20 protein-coding genes are annotated in these 19,427 nt (G+C 63.1%); 8 read left to right on the forward strand and 12 right to left on the reverse strand.

What is annotated here, in order from left to right; translation table 11 throughout:
* The first annotated feature begins 13 nt into the window (after positions 1 to 13).
* The 3 genes from QN219_RS16030 (at position 14) to QN219_RS16040 (ending at position 4,201) form a co-directional block, all read left to right on the forward strand.
* Positions 14 to 1,870 (forward strand): hypothetical protein, encoded by a 1,857-nt coding sequence (locus QN219_RS16030; RefSeq protein ID WP_284000723.1) that lies wholly within the window; start codon positions 14 to 16, stop codon positions 1,868 to 1,870.
* Between the two features lie 77 nt (positions 1,871 to 1,947).
* Positions 1,948 to 3,546, forward strand: a complete 1,599-nt coding sequence (gene xseA, locus QN219_RS16035; protein WP_284000725.1) for an exodeoxyribonuclease VII large subunit — start codon at positions 1,948 to 1,950, stop codon at positions 3,544 to 3,546.
* Between the two features lie 64 nt (positions 3,547 to 3,610).
* The gene (locus tag QN219_RS16040; protein ID WP_284000726.1) at positions 3,611 to 4,201 is read left to right on the forward strand and encodes an NAD(P)H-dependent oxidoreductase; all 591 of its coding nucleotides are present in this window, start codon (positions 3,611 to 3,613) and stop codon (positions 4,199 to 4,201) included.
* A 52-nt stretch (positions 4,202 to 4,253) separates the two neighbouring features.
* Here the strand turns inward: QN219_RS16040 and QN219_RS16045 are convergent, their stop codons facing one another.
* The gene (locus QN219_RS16045; RefSeq protein ID WP_284000886.1) at positions 4,254 to 4,751 is read right to left on the reverse strand and encodes a MarR family transcriptional regulator; all 498 of its coding nucleotides are present in this window, start codon (positions 4,749 to 4,751) and stop codon (positions 4,254 to 4,256) included.
* A 138-nt stretch (positions 4,752 to 4,889) separates the two neighbouring features.
* Here QN219_RS16045 and QN219_RS16050 point away from each other — a divergent pair, with 138 nt between their 5' ends.
* Positions 4,890 to 5,750: an EamA family transporter gene (locus tag QN219_RS16050; protein WP_284000727.1), complete on the forward strand. Its 861-nt coding sequence runs from the start codon at positions 4,890 to 4,892 to the stop codon at positions 5,748 to 5,750.
* Here the strand turns inward: QN219_RS16050 and QN219_RS16055 are convergent.
* The 7 genes from QN219_RS16055 to tatA form a co-directional block, all read right to left on the reverse strand.
* The gene (locus QN219_RS16055) at positions 5,729 to 6,337 is read right to left on the reverse strand and encodes a pyrroline-5-carboxylate reductase (protein WP_284000729.1); all 609 of its coding nucleotides are present in this window, start codon (positions 6,335 to 6,337) and stop codon (positions 5,729 to 5,731) included. The two genes, QN219_RS16050 and QN219_RS16055, sit on opposite strands and share 22 nt — an antisense overlap.
* A 190-nt stretch (positions 6,338 to 6,527) precedes the next feature.
* Positions 6,528 to 7,784 carry an aminopeptidase gene (locus QN219_RS16060; RefSeq protein WP_284000730.1) on the reverse strand — a complete coding sequence of 419 codons (1,257 nt, stop codon included), beginning with the start codon at positions 7,782 to 7,784 and terminating at the stop codon, positions 6,528 to 6,530.
* A gap of 279 nt (positions 7,785 to 8,063) precedes the next feature.
* Positions 8,064 to 8,750, reverse strand: coding sequence for a glutathione S-transferase family protein (locus QN219_RS16065; protein ID WP_284000731.1), 687 nt, complete (start codon positions 8,748 to 8,750; stop codon positions 8,064 to 8,066).
* An 86-nt stretch (positions 8,751 to 8,836) separates the two neighbouring features.
* Entirely contained in the window at positions 8,837 to 9,307 is a 471-nt protein-coding gene (ybaK, locus tag QN219_RS16070; protein ID WP_284000733.1) for a Cys-tRNA(Pro) deacylase, read from the reverse strand.
* Positions 9,308 to 9,317: 10 nt separating this feature from the next.
* Positions 9,318 to 9,668 (reverse strand): ArsC family reductase, encoded by a 351-nt coding sequence (locus QN219_RS16075; RefSeq protein ID WP_284000734.1) that lies wholly within the window; start codon positions 9,666 to 9,668, stop codon positions 9,318 to 9,320.
* Positions 9,669 to 9,734: 66 nt separating this feature from the next.
* Positions 9,735 to 10,367 (reverse strand): YitT family protein, encoded by a 633-nt coding sequence (locus tag QN219_RS16080; protein ID WP_284000735.1) that lies wholly within the window; start codon positions 10,365 to 10,367, stop codon positions 9,735 to 9,737.
* Positions 10,368 to 10,383: 16 nt separating this feature from the next.
* The gene (gene tatA / locus QN219_RS16085) at positions 10,384 to 11,553 is read right to left on the reverse strand and encodes a tyrosine aminotransferase (protein ID WP_284000736.1); all 1,170 of its coding nucleotides are present in this window, start codon (positions 11,551 to 11,553) and stop codon (positions 10,384 to 10,386) included.
* A 217-nt stretch (positions 11,554 to 11,770) separates the two neighbouring features.
* Between tatA and QN219_RS16090 the strand changes: the two genes are divergently transcribed.
* Positions 11,771 to 12,241, forward strand: coding sequence for an Lrp/AsnC family transcriptional regulator (locus QN219_RS16090; protein ID WP_284000737.1), 471 nt, complete (start codon positions 11,771 to 11,773; stop codon positions 12,239 to 12,241).
* A 184-nt stretch (positions 12,242 to 12,425) separates the two neighbouring features.
* On the opposite strand, the gene QN219_RS16095 is transcribed toward QN219_RS16090, so the two are convergent.
* From QN219_RS16095 to QN219_RS34000, 3 genes are all read right to left on the reverse strand, one after another.
* Positions 12,426 to 13,487, reverse strand: coding sequence for a succinylglutamate desuccinylase/aspartoacylase family protein (locus QN219_RS16095; protein ID WP_284000738.1), 1,062 nt, complete (start codon positions 13,485 to 13,487; stop codon positions 12,426 to 12,428).
* A gap of 46 nt (positions 13,488 to 13,533) precedes the next feature.
* Positions 13,534 to 14,160 (reverse strand): 2'-5' RNA ligase family protein, encoded by a 627-nt coding sequence (locus tag QN219_RS16100; RefSeq protein ID WP_284000739.1) that lies wholly within the window; start codon positions 14,158 to 14,160, stop codon positions 13,534 to 13,536.
* Between the two features lie 200 nt (positions 14,161 to 14,360).
* Positions 14,361 to 14,999, reverse strand: a complete 639-nt coding sequence (locus QN219_RS34000) for a TetR/AcrR family transcriptional regulator (protein ID WP_284000740.1) — start codon at positions 14,997 to 14,999, stop codon at positions 14,361 to 14,363.
* Between the two features lie 94 nt (positions 15,000 to 15,093).
* Here QN219_RS34000 and QN219_RS16110 point away from each other — a divergent pair, with 94 nt between their 5' ends.
* Genes QN219_RS16110 through QN219_RS16120 form a run of 3 tightly spaced genes read left to right on the forward strand, consistent with a single transcriptional unit; the run spans position 15,094 to position 19,142 of the window.
* Positions 15,094 to 16,149 carry an HlyD family secretion protein gene (locus QN219_RS16110; RefSeq protein ID WP_284000741.1) on the forward strand — a complete coding sequence of 352 codons (1,056 nt, stop codon included), beginning with the start codon at positions 15,094 to 15,096 and terminating at the stop codon, positions 16,147 to 16,149.
* A 41-nt stretch (positions 16,150 to 16,190) separates the two neighbouring features.
* Entirely contained in the window at positions 16,191 to 17,426 is a 1,236-nt protein-coding gene (locus QN219_RS16115; RefSeq protein ID WP_284000742.1) for an adenylate/guanylate cyclase domain-containing protein, read from the forward strand.
* A gap of 57 nt (positions 17,427 to 17,483) precedes the next feature.
* The gene (locus QN219_RS16120; RefSeq protein WP_284000743.1) at positions 17,484 to 19,142 is read left to right on the forward strand and encodes a DHA2 family efflux MFS transporter permease subunit; all 1,659 of its coding nucleotides are present in this window, start codon (positions 17,484 to 17,486) and stop codon (positions 19,140 to 19,142) included.
* Here QN219_RS16120 and QN219_RS16125 read toward each other — a convergent pair.
* Positions 19,084 to 19,416, reverse strand: coding sequence for a nuclear transport factor 2 family protein (locus tag QN219_RS16125; protein ID WP_284000744.1), 333 nt, complete (start codon positions 19,414 to 19,416; stop codon positions 19,084 to 19,086). The two genes, QN219_RS16120 and QN219_RS16125, sit on opposite strands and share 59 nt — an antisense overlap.
* Positions 19,417 to 19,427: the final 11 nt, after the last annotated feature.

The raw sequence follows: 19,427 nt of genomic DNA on the forward strand, positions 1-19,427 counted from the left end.
GGTAGACAGTCCGATGGCAGAGACAGGCGGGATATCACTTGCGTCGCATGAGCACGCCGGCGCAACGCACGCTCCTTTCTGGCCGCGACTGCCGGCGATGGTATTCGCCTACGCCCTGCCGGTGATCGCTTTTCTCATCGTCAAGATGTTGCTCGCCGAAGACTATGTAGGCCGCGACAACGACGACGTAATGCGACTTGTCCAAGTCCGCGACCTGCTGGCCGGTCAAAGCTGGTTCGACCTTACCCAGACGAGGCTCGGCCTCGACGGCGGTACGTTGATGCACTGGTCACGTCTCATCGATCTGCCGCTCGCGGCGCTCATTTCCCTTCTCGGACCGTTTGCAGGTGCCGAGCGAGCAGAAATGATCGCCTTGGCGATCTGGCCGCTCCTGCTGGTCATACCATTGCTCGCCGCCATGGGGTTGGCGGGCTGGCGGATAGGCGGACCGCAATGCATGCATTTCTGCCTCGGTTTCGCGGCGATCTTCGTCGCCACCAGCAACCGCTTTCTGGCGGGTGCGATCGATCATCACAATGTCCAGCTCGTCCTGGTCGCGACAATGGCGGCAATGTTGGTCGATCAGCGATACAGGGCGACAAACTTCGCGATCGCCGGTGCTGCCGCTGCCTTGGCAATCGCCATCGGTGTCGAGACGACACCCTTCGTGGCGGTTATATGCCTCGTCGTCGCCGTCATATGGGCGTGGGAGGGGCAGGTGTTTGCCGCCGCGGCCGCCGCGTTCGGCGCGGCTCTGGCGGTAACCGTCAGCGCCGCTTTCTTTCTGACCGTATCGCCGCATCTCTATCGCGCGGTGACCTGCGATAGCCTCTCGATCGCATTCTACGCCCTATCGGCGACGGGCGGCGTCTTGCTCGCCGGCGCTGCGATCGTTGCAAGCCGCCTTCAGCGACCCGCACGATTTGTGGTTCTCTCCTTCAACGGCGTCGTGATCGCGGGCGTGCTTCTCAGTCTCGCGCCGGAGTGTCTGCGAAATCCGCTTGCCGATCTCGATCCGTTGCTCCGCGAGCTGTGGTTGGATCGCGTCACCGAAGCGCGATCGTTCCTGTTCATTGCCGAGTTAGATCCGGCCAACCTTGGCACCTTCTATGCTGCAGGGCTTCTTGCCGTAGGACTTTGCCTCTGGCGCATCTGGCGGGGCGAACGCACCGGCCTATCCCTCATCCTGCTGGCGGTGATTCTCGTCAATTGGGGCATTGCGCTGATGCAGGTTCGTGCAGCCGTCTTTGCCAACCTGCTTTCCATTTTGCCGATTGCGCTTCTGCTCGTCGATTTAAGGTCGAAATCGATGCGGGAAGCAGGAGCTCCCCTGGCATCCGTGATCTATGTCACCGCTGCGCTCGTCTCCGTTCCCGCCGTGTGGGCGGTCGCGGGTGAGCTGGCTGTCAACGGCGTCAACGAAATGGCGGGGAGCGCGGCCAACGGGCAGAAGAGCGCGGACCGCTGTTATTCGTCGGCGGCAATGCCGGATCTGCAGAACATCGAACCCGCGACCCTTGTTGTCGATCCGTCCAACATGGGCGCTTCGATCCTGCGGTTCACCGAACATCGCGCCTTGAGCGCGCCGTATCACAGAAATCCGCAAGGCATGTTGGCGGAACTCCGGATCGGATTGGCGACGCCGGATGAGGCGGCGCGGATGCTGAAGGCATTGGGCACCCCCGTGCTGGCCTTCTGTGTCGACGATCCGCAGACGCGGATGATCACAAAACGGGCGCCCGAGGGGCTTTATGGTCGTCTCGCCTCAGGGGACGTACCGGATTTCCTTGAATCATTGCCGGTCACGGCGGAAACGGGCGTGAAGCTCTTCCGGCTCAAGGCGGATGTTCTACCCCAAGTCGCAGAATAATCCGCCATTGACAGAAAAATGGTAGATAGCGGTGCGCGGCTGCTGATCTTCGGGGCGCCGTCGGTTACAAAGGTCGCATGAACTCGTTCTTCGATTCCGCTTCGCCGTCCAATCTCGCCGAATATTCGGTCTCGGAACTTTCCGGCTCGATCAAGCGTACGGTCGAGCAAGCGTTCGACCAGGTTCGCGTGCGCGGCGAGATTTCCGGCTATCGCGGTCCGCACTCCTCGGGCCACGCCTATTTTTCGCTGAAGGATGATCGCGCCCGCATCGACGCGGTCATTTGGAAAGGCGCGTTCTCGCGGCTGAAGTTCCGTCCGGAAGAGGGCATGGAGGTCATCGCGACCGGAAAGGTCACGACCTTCCCAGGCTCGTCCAAATATCAGATCGTCATCGAATCGTTAGAGCCGGCGGGCGCCGGCGCGCTGATGGCGCTCATCGACGAGCGCAAGCGCAAGCTTGCCGCCGAAGGTCTGTTCGACGCCGGGCGCAAGCGGCCGCTGCCCTACATGCCGAAGGTGATCGGGGTCGTGACCTCGCCGACCGGCGCCGTCATCCGCGACATTCTCCACCGCATTGCGGATCGCTTCCCAGTCCATATCGTCGTCTGGCCGGTGCGCGTTCAGGGCGACGGCTCCGGGGACGAGGTGGCGGCAGCCATTCAGGGCTTCAATGCGCTGGCGATCGGCGGACCGATCCCGCGTCCGGACGTGCTGATCGTCGCCCGCGGCGGCGGTAGTCTCGAGGACCTCTGGAGCTTCAACGACGAGGTCGTTGTGCGCGCGGCGGCGGCGTCCGATATCCCGCTGATCTCCGCCGTCGGTCACGAGACCGACTGGACCCTGATCGACTATGCCGCCGATCACCGGGCGCCGACACCGACCGGTGCCGCCGAAATGGCGGTGCCGGTGAAGGCGGACCTCGAAGCGGAGGTGTCGGCGCTGTCGGCGCGACTGAAGGCGGCGGTCGCACGACAGATGGAGAACCGCCGGCAGGAGCTGCGCTCGCTTGCCCGCGCGCTGCCTTCGCTCGATCAGTTGTTGGCGCTGCCGCGCCGACGTTTCGACGAGGCATCGGCGGGCCTTGGTCGTGGCCTGCAAATGAACACCACCAACAAGCGCCGTGCCTTCGAGCGCATCGCCGCGCATCTCCGGTCGGATCTGCTGACGACGAGGATCAGCGATCGTCGGCGGCATCTCTCGGAGGCGATGAACCGTGCCGAGCGGATCGTCGAGCGCCAGGTCCATCGCGGCCAGTCGCGCGTCTCCGCCGCCGACGCCTCGCTTCGCGCCCTGCCGTCGCGGCTCATCGGACAGATCCACCGCGCGTCGGATCGCGTCGCAGGCCTTCGCGCACGGTCTGACGCCGCTATCGCCGGCGAGATGCGGAGGCTCAAGGGCGTGCTCGTCGCGCAGGACCGCGTGTTGCAATCGCTGTCCTATCGCAACGTGCTCAAGCGCGGCTTCGCGCTGGTGCGCGATGGGGCGGGCCGGCCGGTGAAACAGGCCGCAGCGGTCGAGCCCGGCATGGCGCTCTCGCTGGAATTCGTCGATGGCAGCGTGTCGGCGGTCGCAGGCGAGGGCGGCGCGCCCCCTTCGCAGCAAGAGCCGAAGAAGCGTTCGCCACGGTCGCCTGAGCCTGCTTCCGGGCCGCCCAAGCAGGGCAGCCTGTTTTGAGCGGGTTGGGAACAAGTGCCCGCGGTTTTGCGACCGCATCCCGCCGCAGCTTGGATCGATGCCGATGCATATCCTGATGGTGCTCGCCCATCCGCTCGAGGACAGCTTTGCCGCAAGCGTCGCGCGCGTGGCCAGGAAAGCGCTTGAGGGCAGGGGCCACACGGTCGACCTGCTCGACCTCTATCGCGAGGGCTTCGACCCGCGGCTGACCGTTACGGAGCGCGGCAGCTATTTCCACGAGCATTATGATGCTTCGGAGGTCTCGGGGTGGATCGCGCGGGTCAAGGCGGCGGACGGGCTGGTGCTCGTGTTTCCGCAATGGTGGTTCAATTTCCCGGCAATCCTCAAGGGCTTCTTCGATCGCGTCTTCGCACCCGGCGTCGCCTTCGATCATGAACCGGGGGGCGGGCGGATTGTCCCGCGGCTCGGCAATATCAAGCTGTTCTGGGCGCTGACCAGTACGGGTTCACCCTGGTGGGTGGTGCATCTCTACATGGGCAATCCGGTGCAGCGGCTGCTCAAGCGCGGCATCGCCGCTTTCTGTAGCAAGGGTGTCGATTTTCGCATGATCAGCCTGCACGACATGGATCGGGCGACAGCGGCGAAGCGCCAGCGCTATCTCGAACGCGTACGCGCTTTGGTGAGCCGGATCTAGAGCAGGATGAGTGGGCGCGGTTTTCCGCCAGCACCCCGCTCCAGAGGTGATTTCATTCGAACGTCGCCAGGAATTTCCGGAGCAGCGCGTTGAGCGCTTCCCGTTCTGCGGGTTCAAGACCGGCGACCAGGCGCTGCTGGTTGGCGACATGGGCCGCCGCCGCTTCGTCAATGCGTTTCAGACCCTCCGGCGTCAGCGCGATGATCACACCGCGCCGGTCTTCCGGATTGTCGAGCCGCTCGACGAGGCCGGCCTTCTCGAGTTGGTCGATACGATTGGTCATCGTGCCGGAGGTGACCATAGTTGCCGCAAGTAATTCGCCGGGGGAAAGCTGAAAGGGGGGCCCAGAGCGCCGGAGCGTCGCCAACACGTCGAAGCTGGCCGATGTCAGGCCGTGATCGCTGAAGACCTTTTCCTGCTCCCCTGCGACATGCGCTCTAACCCGCGCCAGGCGCCCAAGAAGACCCATCGCCGAAACGTCTAGCTCCGGCCGCTCCCGGCGCCACTGCGCCAGGATCTTGTCCACGTGGTCCTTTTCGAACTCTTCCATATCGATCCGCAACAGCGAGGCAGCGCCGAACTTTTTCCGCGCAGTCATGTTCGCTCTAACCTTCAGATATCTTGACGTCAAGATAATTGCGGTTAGAATGGAGATATCTTGACGTAAAGATACTTGAGATAAAGAGACATGAACGCGCGCAGCTTCGACATCGGCCTCACGGCCGTAGCACCGGCCATCTGGGGAAGCACCTATCTGGTCACCACGGAATTCCTGCCACCCGGCTACCCGCTGACGGTTGCGATGCTCAGGGCGCTGCCGGCGGGACTGCTTCTTTTGCTCATAGTCCGGCAAATGCCGAAGCGGAACTGGTGGCTGCGCAGCTTCGTGCTCGGCGCGCTCAACTTCTCCATTTTCCAGGCGATGCTGTTCGTCTCTGCTTACCGTCTTCCCGGTGGCGTCGCCGCGACCGTCGGCGCCATCCAGCCACTGATTGTCGTCGTGCTCTCCCGCGTGGTGATCGGCTCGCCGATCAAGGTGCTGAGCGTCGTCGCCGGTATCGCCGGCATGGCCGGCGTTGCCCTTCTGGTGCTGACGCCCGGGGCCGCGCTCGATCCAATCGGGGTCGTCGCCGGGCTCGCCGGCGCCGTTTCGATGGCTTTCGGCACGGTGCTCAGCCGTCACTGGGCGCCGCCAGTCTCGCCGCTGACTTTTACTGCCTGGCAACTCGCGGCAGGCGGCTTGCTGCTGGTTCCCGCGGTGCTTCTTTTGGAGCCGTCCTTGCCGCCGTTAAGTGTCGCGAATGTTGCCGGTTTCGCCTATCTCGGCCTGATCGGCGCCGCCTTCACCTATCTTCTGTGGTTTCGCGGGCTCTCGCGGCTTGAGCCGTCAGCAGTTGCGCCGCTCGGCTTCCTCAGTCCGGTCGTGGCGATCCTGCTCGGCTGGGGCGTGCTCGACCAGCAACTGACAGTCGCCCAATCGGCCGGCATCGCCGTCGTGCTCGCGAGTGTGTGGCTCAGCCAGCGGGCTCAGGTGGTTCGGCGTGCATGACCAGCGGCGGCCCGTTCCGCCGCGGCTCTCAGCCCTTTGGCAATGGGCGTGCGGATATCGGCTGCGGCCATGGTCTCGAGCCCGGCGGCGGTCGTTCCGGCATAGCCGACGAAGGTCTCGACAATTTCGGCCGGCGTTTGCTCGGCCTCGGCAAGAAGCGTACTGCCGCCGAGAAAGAGCCGCCCGACGGCCCTTTCCGCCGTCGCGGGCGCTATGCCGCCGTCGGCGATCGCGCTGCGGATCATCGCATCGGCGAAGGCGGCGAGAAAGGCAGGGCCGGATCCCGTCAGCGCCGTGAAATAGTTGAGCTCCGCCTCGCTGCCTACGCGCAGGGCCTCTCCCGAGGAGGCGAAGAACCGCTCGGTGAAGAGGCAGTCTTCGGCGGTTGCGTCCTGGCTTGCAAGCCAGGGTGTGAAGGAAAGTCTTTTCTCGGCGCAGGCATTGGGCATGGCGCGGATCACGCGCCTCGTCCGGAAGCGTGAGGCAAGTTCGGGGCTGGTCACCATCGCCATCACCGAAATGACGAGCTTGCCGGAGAGGTCGAGGCGGATTGCGTCGAGGTCCGAAGGCCTGACCGAAAGAAGCACGACGTCGGCCGCAGCGGCCAGCGCGGCATTATCGTTAGTAAAACGGACGCCCGGCCAGGCTCCGAAACCTCCGCTGTGCCGCTGCGCGAGGAGATGACGAGCGCTTCCTCCTGAACGACGCCGTCCGCAAGCGCTGGGCGAAGCAGTGCTCCGCCCAGCCAGCCGGCGCCGCCGATGACGCCGAGTGTAGTCAAGCCCACTCGCCCTTCCGCATGACCGGCACGCGGCTGCCGTCGGCACGCACGCCGTCGATATCGACCTTGCCCGAGCCGATCATCCAGTCGATGTGGATCAGGCTCGAATTGCCGCCCTGCGCGCGGATCTGTTCCTGGCTGAGATTCGCACCATCGAGGAAGCACCCCGAGTAGCATTGGCCGAGCGCTATGTGGCAGGAGGCGTTTTCATCGAAGAGAGTGTTGTAGAAGAGGATGCCGCTCGCCGAGATCGGCGAGGAATGTGGCACCAGCGCCACTTCGCCAAGCCGGCGTGCACCCTCGTCGGTATCGAGAACCTTCTTCAGCACCTCCTCGCCGCGCAAAGCCTTGGCTTCGACGATCCGGCCGCCCTCGAACCGCACCTGAATATCGTCGATCAGCGTGCCCTGGTGGGAGAGCGGCTTCGTGCTCGACACGTGGCCTTCGACGCGGAGCGCATGCGGCGTCGTGAACACTTCTTCGGTGGGGATGTTAGGATTGCAGGTGATGCCGTTCTTGGCGGTCGAGGCGCCGCCGTGCCATTCGTGGCCGTCCGCAAGCCCGACGGTCAAGTCGGTGCCCGGGCCGGTGAAATGCAGCGCCGCGAAGCGCTCGCCGTTCAGCCATCCCGAGCGCCTCCTGAGATTCTGATTGTGCTCTTTCCAGGCGGCGATCGGGTCGTCGACCTGGACGCGCGAGGCGGCAAAAATGGCATTCGCCAGCTTCTCGACGGCAACCGTCTCGGGATCGTCCGGAAAGATCTGCTTTGCCCAGGCGGGGTTCGGATAGGAGACGATGTTCCAGTTAATGTCGAAATTGGTGATTTTCTCGAGCGCCGGCTTGTAGGCGATCGAGTTCGCCTTGTTCGCCCGCGCGACCTTCGCCGGATCCTCAGCCGAAAGCATCATCGGGTTGTCGCCGGCAATGGCGAGCCGCGCGGCGCCGCCCGCATAGGCCTTGGCCATGCCTTCGTAGAGCCAGTCGCTCGCGCGATCGAAGCTCTCGTCTGGCGCATGGGCGTAACGGGCAAGTGTGCTTTCCTCATCGGAATAGAACGTCGTCACCAGACCCGCGCCGGCCATATAGGCGTGCTTGGTGATGAGGCGCACGAGCGGCAGCGCCGCGATCGGCGCGGTCACCACCAGGTCCTGGCCCCTCTGAAGCTGCAGGCCGACCTTGACTGCGACCTCCGCGAGCTTTTCGAGCTTCACGGGATCGACGGGATTTCTTGCGGATGGAAGGGGGGCGTTCATCGCGGCTCCTGCTGTCCTCTCGCGCCGTTTCCGAGGATCGGCGGCAATCGCCGGCAGAAACGAGCGCATGGCTTACGGTACCGTCGCCGTCTTGTGCGTCCGGGACGCGCGCGATCGAGCGGCGCGCCCGTTTTAGACCGGTTCAGCCGAAAACAGAAGGCTTTTGCTACTGCATGTTTCCTTGGTCGTAGCCGATTTAAGGATAAAACATGCAGCAGTTCAAAGTGCTACAGCATCATTTGCGCGGCTGGTGAGACGCGCGGCGCTGTCGTCGCCGCGTCACGCGGCGGTGCGTCCGGACCGGAGAAGCGCCGCTTCGTGCTTCCTGAGGAACTCCATCAACCGCTGCGGATAGTCTGCGGTTACCGCGGCCTTTACGCTTGCCCGTGCGGCAAGTGCCTTTCTCCAGGCGGTAACGCGCGGCAGTCCGTCGAAGATGCCCATGTCTGATATCGTGTCGAACACATCGAAATAGCGGAAGATCGGCGCGAAAACGGCATCGACCAGACTGAAATCGGGGCCTGCAAAAAATGGGCCGTCGCCGAGTTCTGCCTCGATCGTCGCGAATTTAGCCTTGAGCACGCCTCGTCTGGCTTCCAGCGTCTCGGTGTCCTGGGTGGTTTCATAGACCCAGAGATCGGAAAGAATGGCCGAGCCGAACTCCATCCAGCCGCGATGGCGCGCCCGTGTCAGCGGGTCGGCCGGGTGCAGTTTCGGTCCCGGCTGGGTCTCTTCCAGATATTCGCAGATGACCGAGCTTTCGAAGAGGATCGCCTCGCCCCCTTCCTGTGGAATGCGGAGAAGGGGGACCTTGCCGAGGGGCGAGATTCTCAGGAACCAGTCGGGCTTGCTGCCGAGATCGATATAGACGCGTTCGAACGGTACGCCTTTTTCGGAGAGCGCGATCGCGGCGCGCTGAACATAGGGGCAGAGGTGGTGGCTGATCAGGGTCAGTGGCGCGGTCATCGATAATCCTGCTCTGAGTCGTATAGATGCAATTGCATATATAATGTCCTGCTGGGCCTGTCAAGATGTATGCAGTTGCATCTATGTCAGGCAATCAAAGGAGCGACGATCGCCTTCAGCGCTGCCTGCGCATCCTTCGGCGCAAGCCGCACCTGCAGCCCCCGCTGGCCGCCGTTGATGTAGACCAGCGCTTCGCCAAACGCTGCTTCCTCGATCGCCGTCGGAACGCTCTTTCTCTGGCCGAAGGGACTGATGCCGCCGACATGATAACCGGTCAAACGCTCGGCCTCGGCGGGCTTCATCATGTTCGCCGACTTGCCGGCGAAGGCGGCTGCCAGCTTTTTCATGCTGACTTCCCTGTCGGGCACGATGCAGCAGACCGGCTTGCCGTCCATTTCGGCCATCAACGTCTTCAGCACACGGGAAGGATCCTCTCCGAGCGCGTCGGCCGCCTGAAGGCCGACGCGCTCGGCACCGGGATCGTAGTCGTAGCTGTGCACGGTGAAAGAAACGCCGGCTTTTGCGAGCGTCTGCGTGGCGCGGGTCGTCTTGGACATGGCATGCCTCTTACGCGCCGAAGCGAGCTTCGTAGAGTGCCGGCTTGAAACCGATCAGCAGTTTGCCATCGGTATCGAGCACCGGGCGTTTGATCATCGACGGCTGCACCAGCATCAGCGCGATGGCTCTTTCCGCCGTCATGTCCTGCTTGTCGGCTTCGGGCAGATTGCGGAAGGTCGTGCCCGACCGATTGAGCACCGTCTCCCAACCGAATTCGTCGCACCAGCGCTTGAGATGCGCGCGATCGATTCCCTCGGCCTTGTAGTCGTGGAACTTGTAGGTAACGCCGCGGCCTTCGAGCCAGCTGCGCGCCTTCTTCATCGTATCGCAGTTCTTGATGCCGTAGATCGTAACCGTCATTGCCAACTCCCGCGTTGTCGGTCAGACACATAGCCCGACACGCTTCGCGAGAAAAGCCGTCGCGCCTCAGGTCACTCCGACGTAGCGCCCGGGCTTGTGGTTGATCGCGAGTATCATGTTGACGACGGCAGCGCCGATGATCGAGAGCAGGAGATTGGCCGGCGGCAGCACGAAGACAGCGGCCGCAAGGATCGCCAGGTCGATGGCAAGCTGGAAATAGCCGGCGCGGATTCCCCACTTCTCCTGCAGGTAGATCGCCAGGATATTGATGCCGCCGAGACCCGTGCGGTGGCGGAAGAGAACAAGCAGCCCCATGCCCATCAACCCTCCGCCGACGACGGCGGCGTAGACCGGATCGATCCGCGCGAACTCCACCCACTGAGCCGTCAGCCGGGAAAACAGCGACACGAGGCTGATCGCGAGGAAGGTGCGCAAGGCGAACGGCCAGCCAAGCCGCCGGACGGCAAGAACGTAGAAGGGCAGGTTAACGAGCGAGAAGACCAGCCAGAACCCGGCTCCAGTTGCGTATTGCAGAAGCAGGGCGAGGCCGGCGGTACTGCCCGTCAGAAGCACCGCCTTGCTGTAGATCACGACGCCCAGCGAAACGATAAGCGTGCCGGTGAGGATCGCGAGCCCGTCCTCATAAACCCTGTGACGTTCCACTGGCGCCTCGATGCTGACCTCTCCGTCGACCTTCATCTCTCCGCCGCCTCCGTCAGAGGCTCGTGAAATTGCCGACGACGCCGGCGACTTCCGCGGTCTTCAGGCCGGCGATGTTGATGCGACCCGATGTCGGCATGTAGATGCCGTGCTCGCTTCTCAGCCGCATGACTTCCGCTTCCGAGAGCGGCAGCATCGAGAACATGCCTTCTTGGTCGGCGATCGCGCCCAGCGCCTGCCAGCGCGTTCTGAGCCCTTCGGCAAGCGCCCGGCGGATGCCCGTCATGCGCAGGCGCATGGCCTCGAGTTCTTCCGCCCAGTCGCGTGCGAGGTCGTCGTTGGCCAGGATTGTGCGCACCACGGCCGCGCCATGGTCCGGCGGCATGGAATAGCTCGTGCGGGCAAGCCCGGCGAGGTTGGACCGCACCGTGTCGGCGGAGGTCGGCGAGGCGGTGAGCGCGTAGATGGCGCCGGTGCGCTCGCGGTAGAGCCCGAAGGACTTCGAGCAGGAAACGGCAAGGAGCGCCTCCGGAACGACGTTTAGGAGATGCCGGAGGCCGGCCACGTCCTGATTGAGACCGCGGCCGAAACCCTGGTAGGCGAGATCGACCAGCGGCAGGAGACCCCGCTGCGCGACAATCGCGGCTATCTCCAGCCATTGCGCCTCGCTCAGCGCTCCGCCTGTCGGGTTATGGCAGCTTGCATGCAGGAGGACGGCGTCGCCGGCCGCCGCACCTTGGAGCGCGCCGACGAGATTGTCGAAGAGCACCGTCTGCGTGGGAATGTCGAAGAAGTCGTATGTTGCCGTCTCGAGACCCGCCGCCTTGAAGATGGGCCCGTGGTTCGGCCAGCTCGGCAGGCCGAGCCAGATCCGTTTGCCGCCCAGGCGGTGGATGAGTTCGGCGGCGAGCCGCAATGCGCCCGAGCCGCCAGGCGTCTGCACGCTTGCAATATGGCTCCGTTCGACCGTGTCGCCGCCGACGAGCGTCCAGAGGTGGTCGAGGAAAAGTGGATCTCCCTCGGGCCCGACATAGGCCTTCGTGTTCTGTGTTTCCAATAGCCGCTTCTCCGCCGCCTTCACCGCCCGGAAGATCGGCGTGTGGCCGGTTTCGTCACGGTAGACGCCGACGCCAAGGTCCACCTTGCTGGGGCGCTCGTCGTTTCGGTAGAGGCCGATCAGGGCCAGCAACGGATCGTCGGGTTGACGGGCGAGAGCATCAAACATGCCGGGTTCCCTCTGGTCTAACAATTGAGGAATAGTCGTTTTGGGCAGGCGGAAAGGCAAGCCATATGCGCGACTTGTTTGTAACCTCTCTAAGACAGTTCGAACGCAAATTCGACGCTGCATTTGCGAACAGATTGAAAATTGCTTACATGTTTTTGCGCAACTCCGGCCAGGTTCTTCTCTGGATTTGCGCAGTTGTGGGTTGGAGCGGACTGGGATGGATCGTGGAAAAACGGAGCTGGATGCGATCGACCGGCGGATTATCCGCCTGCTCGTCGAGGACGCATCGAGAAGCAACAATGAACTGGCGGAAAGGGTCGGCCTCTCGCCGGCGCCATTGTCACGGCGATTGGCGCGTCTCTATGCGGCGGGCATCATCCGCCAGACGGTCGTCATCGATCCGAAGGCGGCCGGTATCGGCTTCCAGGCATTCGTCGAAGTGACGTTGGAGCGCACCGCCAGCAAGGTGGGACAGCGTTTCATCGAACTGGTCTCGCGCATGCCGGAAGTCGTCGAATGCCATACGGTCGCCGGCGATTTCGATTTCCTGCTGAAGATCGCCGTGCGCGATGTCGCGGACTACAAGCGCCTGCTCTGGAGCGAGTTCGAGCAGATCGCCGAAATCAAGACGCTCCGCTCGACCATCCTGCTCGACAGTCCGAAAATACACACGGGTGTCGCGCCGTAGGCCCCCTCATCCCGCTGCCGCGACCTTCTCCCCGTTTTTGGCGGGGGACGGTTCTGCGCCCGCCAGTCTCCTCTCCTCGGCGGCGGAGAAGGGGGATTGGAGAGCGGAGCGTTGCCGCGAGTCTCCCTCGCCCCGCTTGCGGGGAAAAGGTGGCCGGCGGGCCAATGAGGGCCATTTCAGAGGGTCACGCTTCGAGCGTGCCCGGCTTGCGCGCCGCGCGCGAGGGTTCCGCACAAGCGATCTTCATGACATCCGACCGGCGGCGAGCGAGGCGCGTCGAGACGCGGGTGACGATAAGGCCGTCCTGCGGCGACCGGACCTCGACCGCGCCGTCCGGCATCCCGGGTTTGGCAATGATCGTCGCGAGCAGGTCTCCCGCCTTCACGCTTTCTCCGATATCGCGATGGAACAGGATCGCGCCGGCTTGAGGCGCGCGGATCATCTCGATGTTGTCGAGCGGCACGACCTTGCCGGCGAAGGCAGGAAGATCAGTGTGCGCGCCGGCGATGACGCCTCGCCCGAGGAGAAACTGCCACACGCCCTCGGCATCCTTCCGGGCAGTTTCCGGATAGACGTCGCGCGTGCCACGCAACTCCACCGTCACGGAAAGCATGTCGGGCAGGGCCGTCTTCTTCCGGCCCTCGATTTCGTTTTTCCAGGCATGGACCACAGCTTCCTCGAAAGCGGAACTTTCTCCGTCGGAGAGAAGCACGGCCTTCATGTCGAGAGCGGTGGCGAGATCTGCCGCCTCTGGCCAGAAAGCCTCGTCGATATAGGCGTATTGCAACCCTTCATCGTCGCAATGGAGGTCGAGCACCAGGTCGGCGCCGAGTGCTATGTAGAGCAGTTGTCGCTTCAGTTGATCGGTCGCCGAATGCCTGTCGAGGTCTTCGAGCAGGTCGCCGCGTTCGCCGAGGGAAATCAGCGGGAAATCGCGGTTGAAGTTGGTGCGGGAGCCGAGATCGAAGCGACCTTGCAGTTCGCCGAAATGCGATTGCGCCGAACCGATCGGGTTTGCTTGCGGAACGACGGTGATATCGCCGAGGATCGCGCCGTCGGCATTTGCTTGGCGCAGCTTCTCCAGGAGGAAATGCGAGAGCGCCGTGCCCGGCAGTTCGTTGGCGTGAAGCGCCGCCTGGATATAGACCCGGGGAGCTTCGGGCCTGCTGCCCTTGAACCGGAAGACCGGCAGCCGCCATTCGACGCCCGGCGTGTCGCCGGCGATGATGATTTCCGAAATTTCCACTTTGCCTCGTCCTCAAGATTTGGGGCGACGCCCCTATCGGATGTGCTTATGTGCTGACGAGGCCCGCCGCGCAAGCCAGGCTGGCGAGCAGACCTGTGGCGCGCCGCAGATCAGGCGCGAGCGGCCAGCGGCGCAGATGACGGTGACGGCCCTGGCCATAAAGACTGTGCACGAGGACGATATCGCGCACCGTCCAGGTGATGGGCTCGAGGTGCACCCCCGGTACGGCGTAATCGTCATAGAACAAGGTCAGATGCGGCTCGAACGGTCGGCTGGAGCAATCCAGGGAGCCGATGATCTGCCTGTGAATGGCCTGAAGCGCACCAGCGCCTTCGCGACACCTCATGACGAGCGCGCGACTGCTTCCTGTCCGGAAGCTTGCTGCCCGGTCGAACGTCACGTTGAACGGTGACGCCGTGATCCTGCTGCCGATGCGGCAAGCGGCCGAAACGGCCACCTCCGGCAGGCCGCTGAAGCGGCCGAGACCGGCAAGTGAAACGTGAAGCCGCCCCGGCGGATAGAGCCGGCACGACAGGCCATATTTCTTCTTCAGCCGGCGGCCGGTCTCGACCAGGCGTTCTGCCGCAGCCGGCTCCGGCAGAACCGCAAAATAGAGAAGATCGGTGCTGACCTGCGCCGGCCTTGTATCGAAGCCGAACGAAAGCTGATCCATGCCGTCCTCCCGAGGGCGTCGAAGCCGGCGGCTGGCGCCCGAACTGCTCTGTGGATATGTGAATTTAATCCTAGGTCGGGATGGTGCCAAGTCCAGAGCGGCAAGTGGAGCGCAGCAGTTCGGCGCCCCGGAGCAATGGCGCTATTCTTGTAGATAGGCTGTCGCTGAATGCACAGCAGACTTCGTCCGAATCACGTCACTCACGGGCGGTCAATCTGCTTGTCCTGCCTTGGTCGAACACCGTTCAAAAAGACCTCTACGGCGGAAGCGACTGCCACCCGCGATTCTTCGTCCGATGGCGACGGGCGGATTCCAAGAATGACCTGAAGAAGATTGTCGCGGATCATGCCTACAAAGTGCCCGGCCACGCGCAGGCAATCACCCGTCCGAATTTCTCCTCGTCGCCTCGCGACCTCAAGGACCTGGGCGAGCCGGGACGTGGCCCGGCCCGGTCCCTGTTCGTGGAACGACCGTACGAGATCAGGGAAGCGATTGGTCTCGGTGATGGCAATTCGATAGATGCCGATCAAGGTTGGCGATTTGTAAAGCTCCATGAGACGTTGACCAAACGCTGTCAGCGTCTCCTCGAGATCGTGCCCTTCGATTTCCTCGATTACCAGGGTCGACAGCACCTTGTCTGCGTTTTCGGCGACGATGGCCGCGAACAGGCCCTCCTTGTTGCCGAACTCATTGTAGATGTTGCGCTTCGATCCACCGGCACGCTCGATGATCGCGTCGATGCTTGTCGCCGCATAACCTTGTTCGAAAAAGACCTCGGCGGCCGCTTGAAGAAGGATCTCTCGGCGACGTTTGGGCCGCCCTGACTTTGCTGCAACCACGGCCTTCTAACCCCTCTCATCAAAATCGACCCTCTTGACTGGTAACGTCCGTTACCGTATGTGTCAATGGTAACGCGCATTACCGGAGGGCGTCGTGGCGCAGATCAACAGGAAAAAGATCATCGGCTTGCTGCTGTGCCTCGGCGCCGTAATAGTCGTGGCCGCAGGATGGGCTCAGGCTCGCTCGAGTGGCGAAATTTCGACAGACAACGCCTATGTCCGCGGGGACGTGACCTCGCTCGCCCCAAAGATAGCGGGCTACGTCACGGCGGTGGAGGTCGAGGACAACCAAGCCGTCCGGGCGGGTGACATCCTGTTCCGGATCGACGATCGAGACTACCGCGCGCGGCTTGCGCAAGCAGTGGCCAATGTCGAAGCTGCCCAAGCTCGCCTCACCAATGTCGATGCGGAGACAGAGCTTCAGCATGCCCTCGTTCGACAGGCTGCGGCCCAGAGACGTTCCGCTGTGGCCGAGATGAACCTCGCGATCAAGGCCTACGACCGCCGCCGCGAGCTTATCCGCAGCAATACAATCAGCCAGGCCCACGTCGATGAAAGTGATGCGGCACGATCGAGAGCCGAGGCGGGCGTCGCGGCCGCCTCGGCAACGGTAGAGGCTCAGCAGCAACGCATCGCCGTCCTTGCCGCTCAGCGCGAAGCTGCCGTTGCCGCCGTGGCGCAGGCACAGGCCGCGCGCGATCTCGCCCAAATCGATCTCGATAGTACCGTCGTCCGTGCGCCTGTCGGTGGCGTTGTCGGCAACCGCCAGGTCCGCATCGGCCGGCTTGTCGCGCCAGGGGTTTCGTTGCTCGACATCGTTCCGGTCAACTCTGTGTGGGTCGTGGCGAATTTCAAGGAAACCCAGCTCGAACATATCCGGTCCGGTCAGCGCGTCCGGATCACCATCGACGGCTACCCGAACGATAGGCTTGAAGGCGTGGTCGACAGCTTTGCGCCCGGCAGTGGCTCTGCCTTCAGCCTGCTTCCCGCAGACAATGCAACAGGAAACTTCGTTCGCGTCGTCCAGCGCGTTCCGGTGAAGATCCGGTTTGCCAGCAATCCGTTGCCCGGCCGGCTCGTGCCCGGCTTGTCCGCCCGTGTCGAGATCGATCGAGAAAGCGGCTTTGCGACGACGAAATCGCCAAGCTAATTGCCCGTGACGGCGGAGTGTTCAGGAAAAGAGACGGAAAGATGATCGCAGCATGTGGCAGATCCGGATCGCCGCCGGGTGCTAGCGGCGGCCCCATTAGTTCGGCAGCCACGATCGAACTGATCGAATGGCTGGTAGGGGATGAAAGCCACGAACTGGACGACGCGGGTCTCGCAGCCGGGTTTGGACGGCGCCTCCGAGCGGCCGGTTTACCAATCGACCGGCTGACGCTCAATTTAAGAACGCTGCACCCGGAAATTCTTGGCCGCAGCGTGGCCTGGGCACCCAACGAAGCTGTCGAGATTCGGGACAGGGAGCACGGCACCGAAATTTCGCCGGGCTTTGCCGGCAGCCCACTCCGTCGCGTCATGGAGACGCGCAAGCCGGTAATCGTGCGTCTCGATAGCTCCATCGACCCAGCATGGGTCCATACGGACCTCTTTCACGGACGCGGTCTCATCGAATTCGTCATCGTCCCGCTGTGCAATGCCGATGGCCTTGTCAGTGCCGCAACCTTCTCGACGACATGCCCGAGCGGCTTTGCCCCGTCCGAGTTGGCTGCGTTGGACCGGATCGTTCCGGCTCTGCGCAATGCCTGCGAGCTGCGTACTCTCAGGAGAGTCGAGTTGACGCTGCTCGATACCTATGTCGGCGCGACGACAGTGCGGCGCGTAATGGCGGGCCGCATCCGCCGCGGCGAAATCGAAACGCTTGAGGCCGCATTGATGCTCTGTGATCTGCGTGGCTTCACGGCGCTGTCTAACCGATTGCCCGCAGAGCGGGTGCTCGAACTTCTCAACGCCTACTTCGATCGCATCGTGCCGGCAATCGCCGACGCGGGCGGTGAGGTGATCAAGTTCATGGGCGATGCGGCACTCGCCTTTTTTCATCGCGATAGTCCCGCCGCGTCCTGCTCTGCCGCACTGCAGGGCTCATTAAGTGCGTTGGAAGGCCTGGGTCGATTCGCGGCACCCGATGCTGAACTCCATGCCGGCATCGCGCTGCACTATGGAGAGGTCGGTTATGGTAACATAGGCTCGGGCCGGCGGCTCGATTTCACGGTGATAGGGCCAGACGTCAATCTGGTGAGCCGGATTCAAGCCGTATGCAGCGCGACCAGCCGTCCCCTCCTGATGTCCAAGCGATTTGCGATGCTCCTCGATTCCGGAACAGCGATCGCGGCTGGCCGGTATGCACTCACCGGATTTATCGAGCCGGCGGAACTCTACTCGCTCGCTGGCAGCTTTGCTCAACGGTGGGCTCCAAATGGGACATAAGAAGGCCGACCTCCAATATGCCGAGGTGCATGTCGAGCTTGATCGAGGGAGTGGCTCATGACCACAGCCGCCGCCGCGCCGAGCCGCGACAGACCTGCGACAGGAGCGCTTCTCGTCGCCGGCATAGTGCTTGCCACGCTGACGGAGGCGATCGCCAGCACCGTGCTTTCGCTCGGGCGCGGCGATATCATCGGCGACACCTATGCAACGCCAGATCAGTTCGCCTGGCTGGATATCGGATACACCACTCTCAAGCTCATCGGATTCATGGCCGCCCCCTGGCTGATGAACCGTGTCAATCCGCTGAGCCTGATCATCGGCTCAACGCTCCTCATGGGCATGGCGTGCGGCATTGCCGCCATCACGGCTCGGCTGGACCTGCTGATCGCGCTTCGACTTGTTCAGGGTTTCTCCGGCGGCATCCTGCTTGTCGGCGGCCAGGCGATCATTTTTGTCGCCTATCCGCGATCCCGCCAACCGATCCTTCAAGCCCTGTTTGCCATGGGGTCGGTTGTCGCTCCCGCGACCATCGCCCCGGCCCTTCAGGGGTGGTTGCTCGATAGCCAGTCTTGGGCATGGATCTTCTTCAGCATTGTGCCGGTGGCCTTGGCGGCCGCGGGACTTCTGCTGATTGCAGACAGCCCGATGTTTGCCAAGGCCGCGCAACGTCCGTTTGATTGGATCGGCTTCTCACTGATCTCCGTCGCGCTTTTCTGCTTCACCTATGTCTTCAGCCAGGGCAGCCGATGGGACTGGTTCGAGGAACCTCGCATTCTTTGGCTGACCGTGGTCGGTGCAGCGGCGCTGCTGGCATTTCTCGGTCAACAAATGTTGGCCAAGGACCAAGGCCTGCTCGACTTTGCCCTGTTCAAATCGGAAGATTTTTGCTTCGCCTTTATCGTCAGTTTCGTCGCCGGCGCCGCGTTGTTCGGGAGCGCATTCCTGATTCCCTCGTTTGCCGTGTCCGTCCTCGCGTTCACGCCCACTGAAGCCGGCCAGTTGCTGTTGCCAAGTGGCGCGCTTTTCATCGGCTCGCTCCTCATTGCCGCCTTTCTCGTGCAGGTCCGCCGCGTTCCTCCGGTCGCGACGGTGCCCTTCGGAATCTTGATGATCATGGCTGCGATGTGGATGCTGTCCGGATCGACCAGCGAAAGCGGCGCGGACGACATGATGGCAGCGATCCTGTTGCGCGGCTTCGGCCTTGGATTCCTTTTTCTATCGATCACGCTGATCGCCTTCAGCAACCTCAACAGCCGGAATCTCGCCTCCGGGATAGGCCTCTTCAATACGGGTCGCCAGCTTGGTGGCCTTATCGGGGTCGCCGCACTCCAGACACTCATCGACCATGACGTCGCCGCCAATGTCGCGGTCCTTGGCGCCAACGTCACCGCAGGGGGCCCCGCGGTTGGCGAGCGGCTGACGAAGACGGCAGCCATGCTCGCGGCGCGAGGAATGGACGCCGCGGCCGCCGGCCGAGCCGCGACGAGCCTGCTCGGCAGGGTCGTCACAGGCCAGTCCACCGTGATCGCCTTCGACACCGCGTTCAACGCAGTCGCCCTGCTCTTTGTCATCGCCGCGCCTGTGCTGGTCGCCATCAAGATCGGACTCTCCCGATATGCGAAAGTGCGCGCTGCGCGCCGCTTGCGTCCCTCGATCCCTATGGTCCCTTTACATACCCCTGTGCTTCGACGATCTTCCTGTCCTGAACGCGCATGACGTTGACGCCTCGAACCTGGTCCGCTTCACGCTCGCTCCAGCGGAGGTGCCAGCGGATGATCCCGCGGTCCTCGCTGGCCCAAATCTCCTCCGCTTCAAAAACAAGGTACTCGGAGGATGCGATTCCCTTCCAGAAGTTGAGGCACGCCTCACGTCCTTCGTAGCGCGCTCCATCCGGAGCGGGCGTCGTATTCTCGAGAACGCAGCCCTCGCCAATCAGGTCGTCGAGGTCTTCGGGGCGGTGCGCCTCAAAAGCGCTATTGAAGCGTTCCATAATTTCGCGGG

It is taken from the genome of Sinorhizobium sp. 8-89, from assembly GCF_030124325.1.
Lineage (GTDB): Bacteria > Pseudomonadota > Alphaproteobacteria > Rhizobiales > Rhizobiaceae > Sinorhizobium.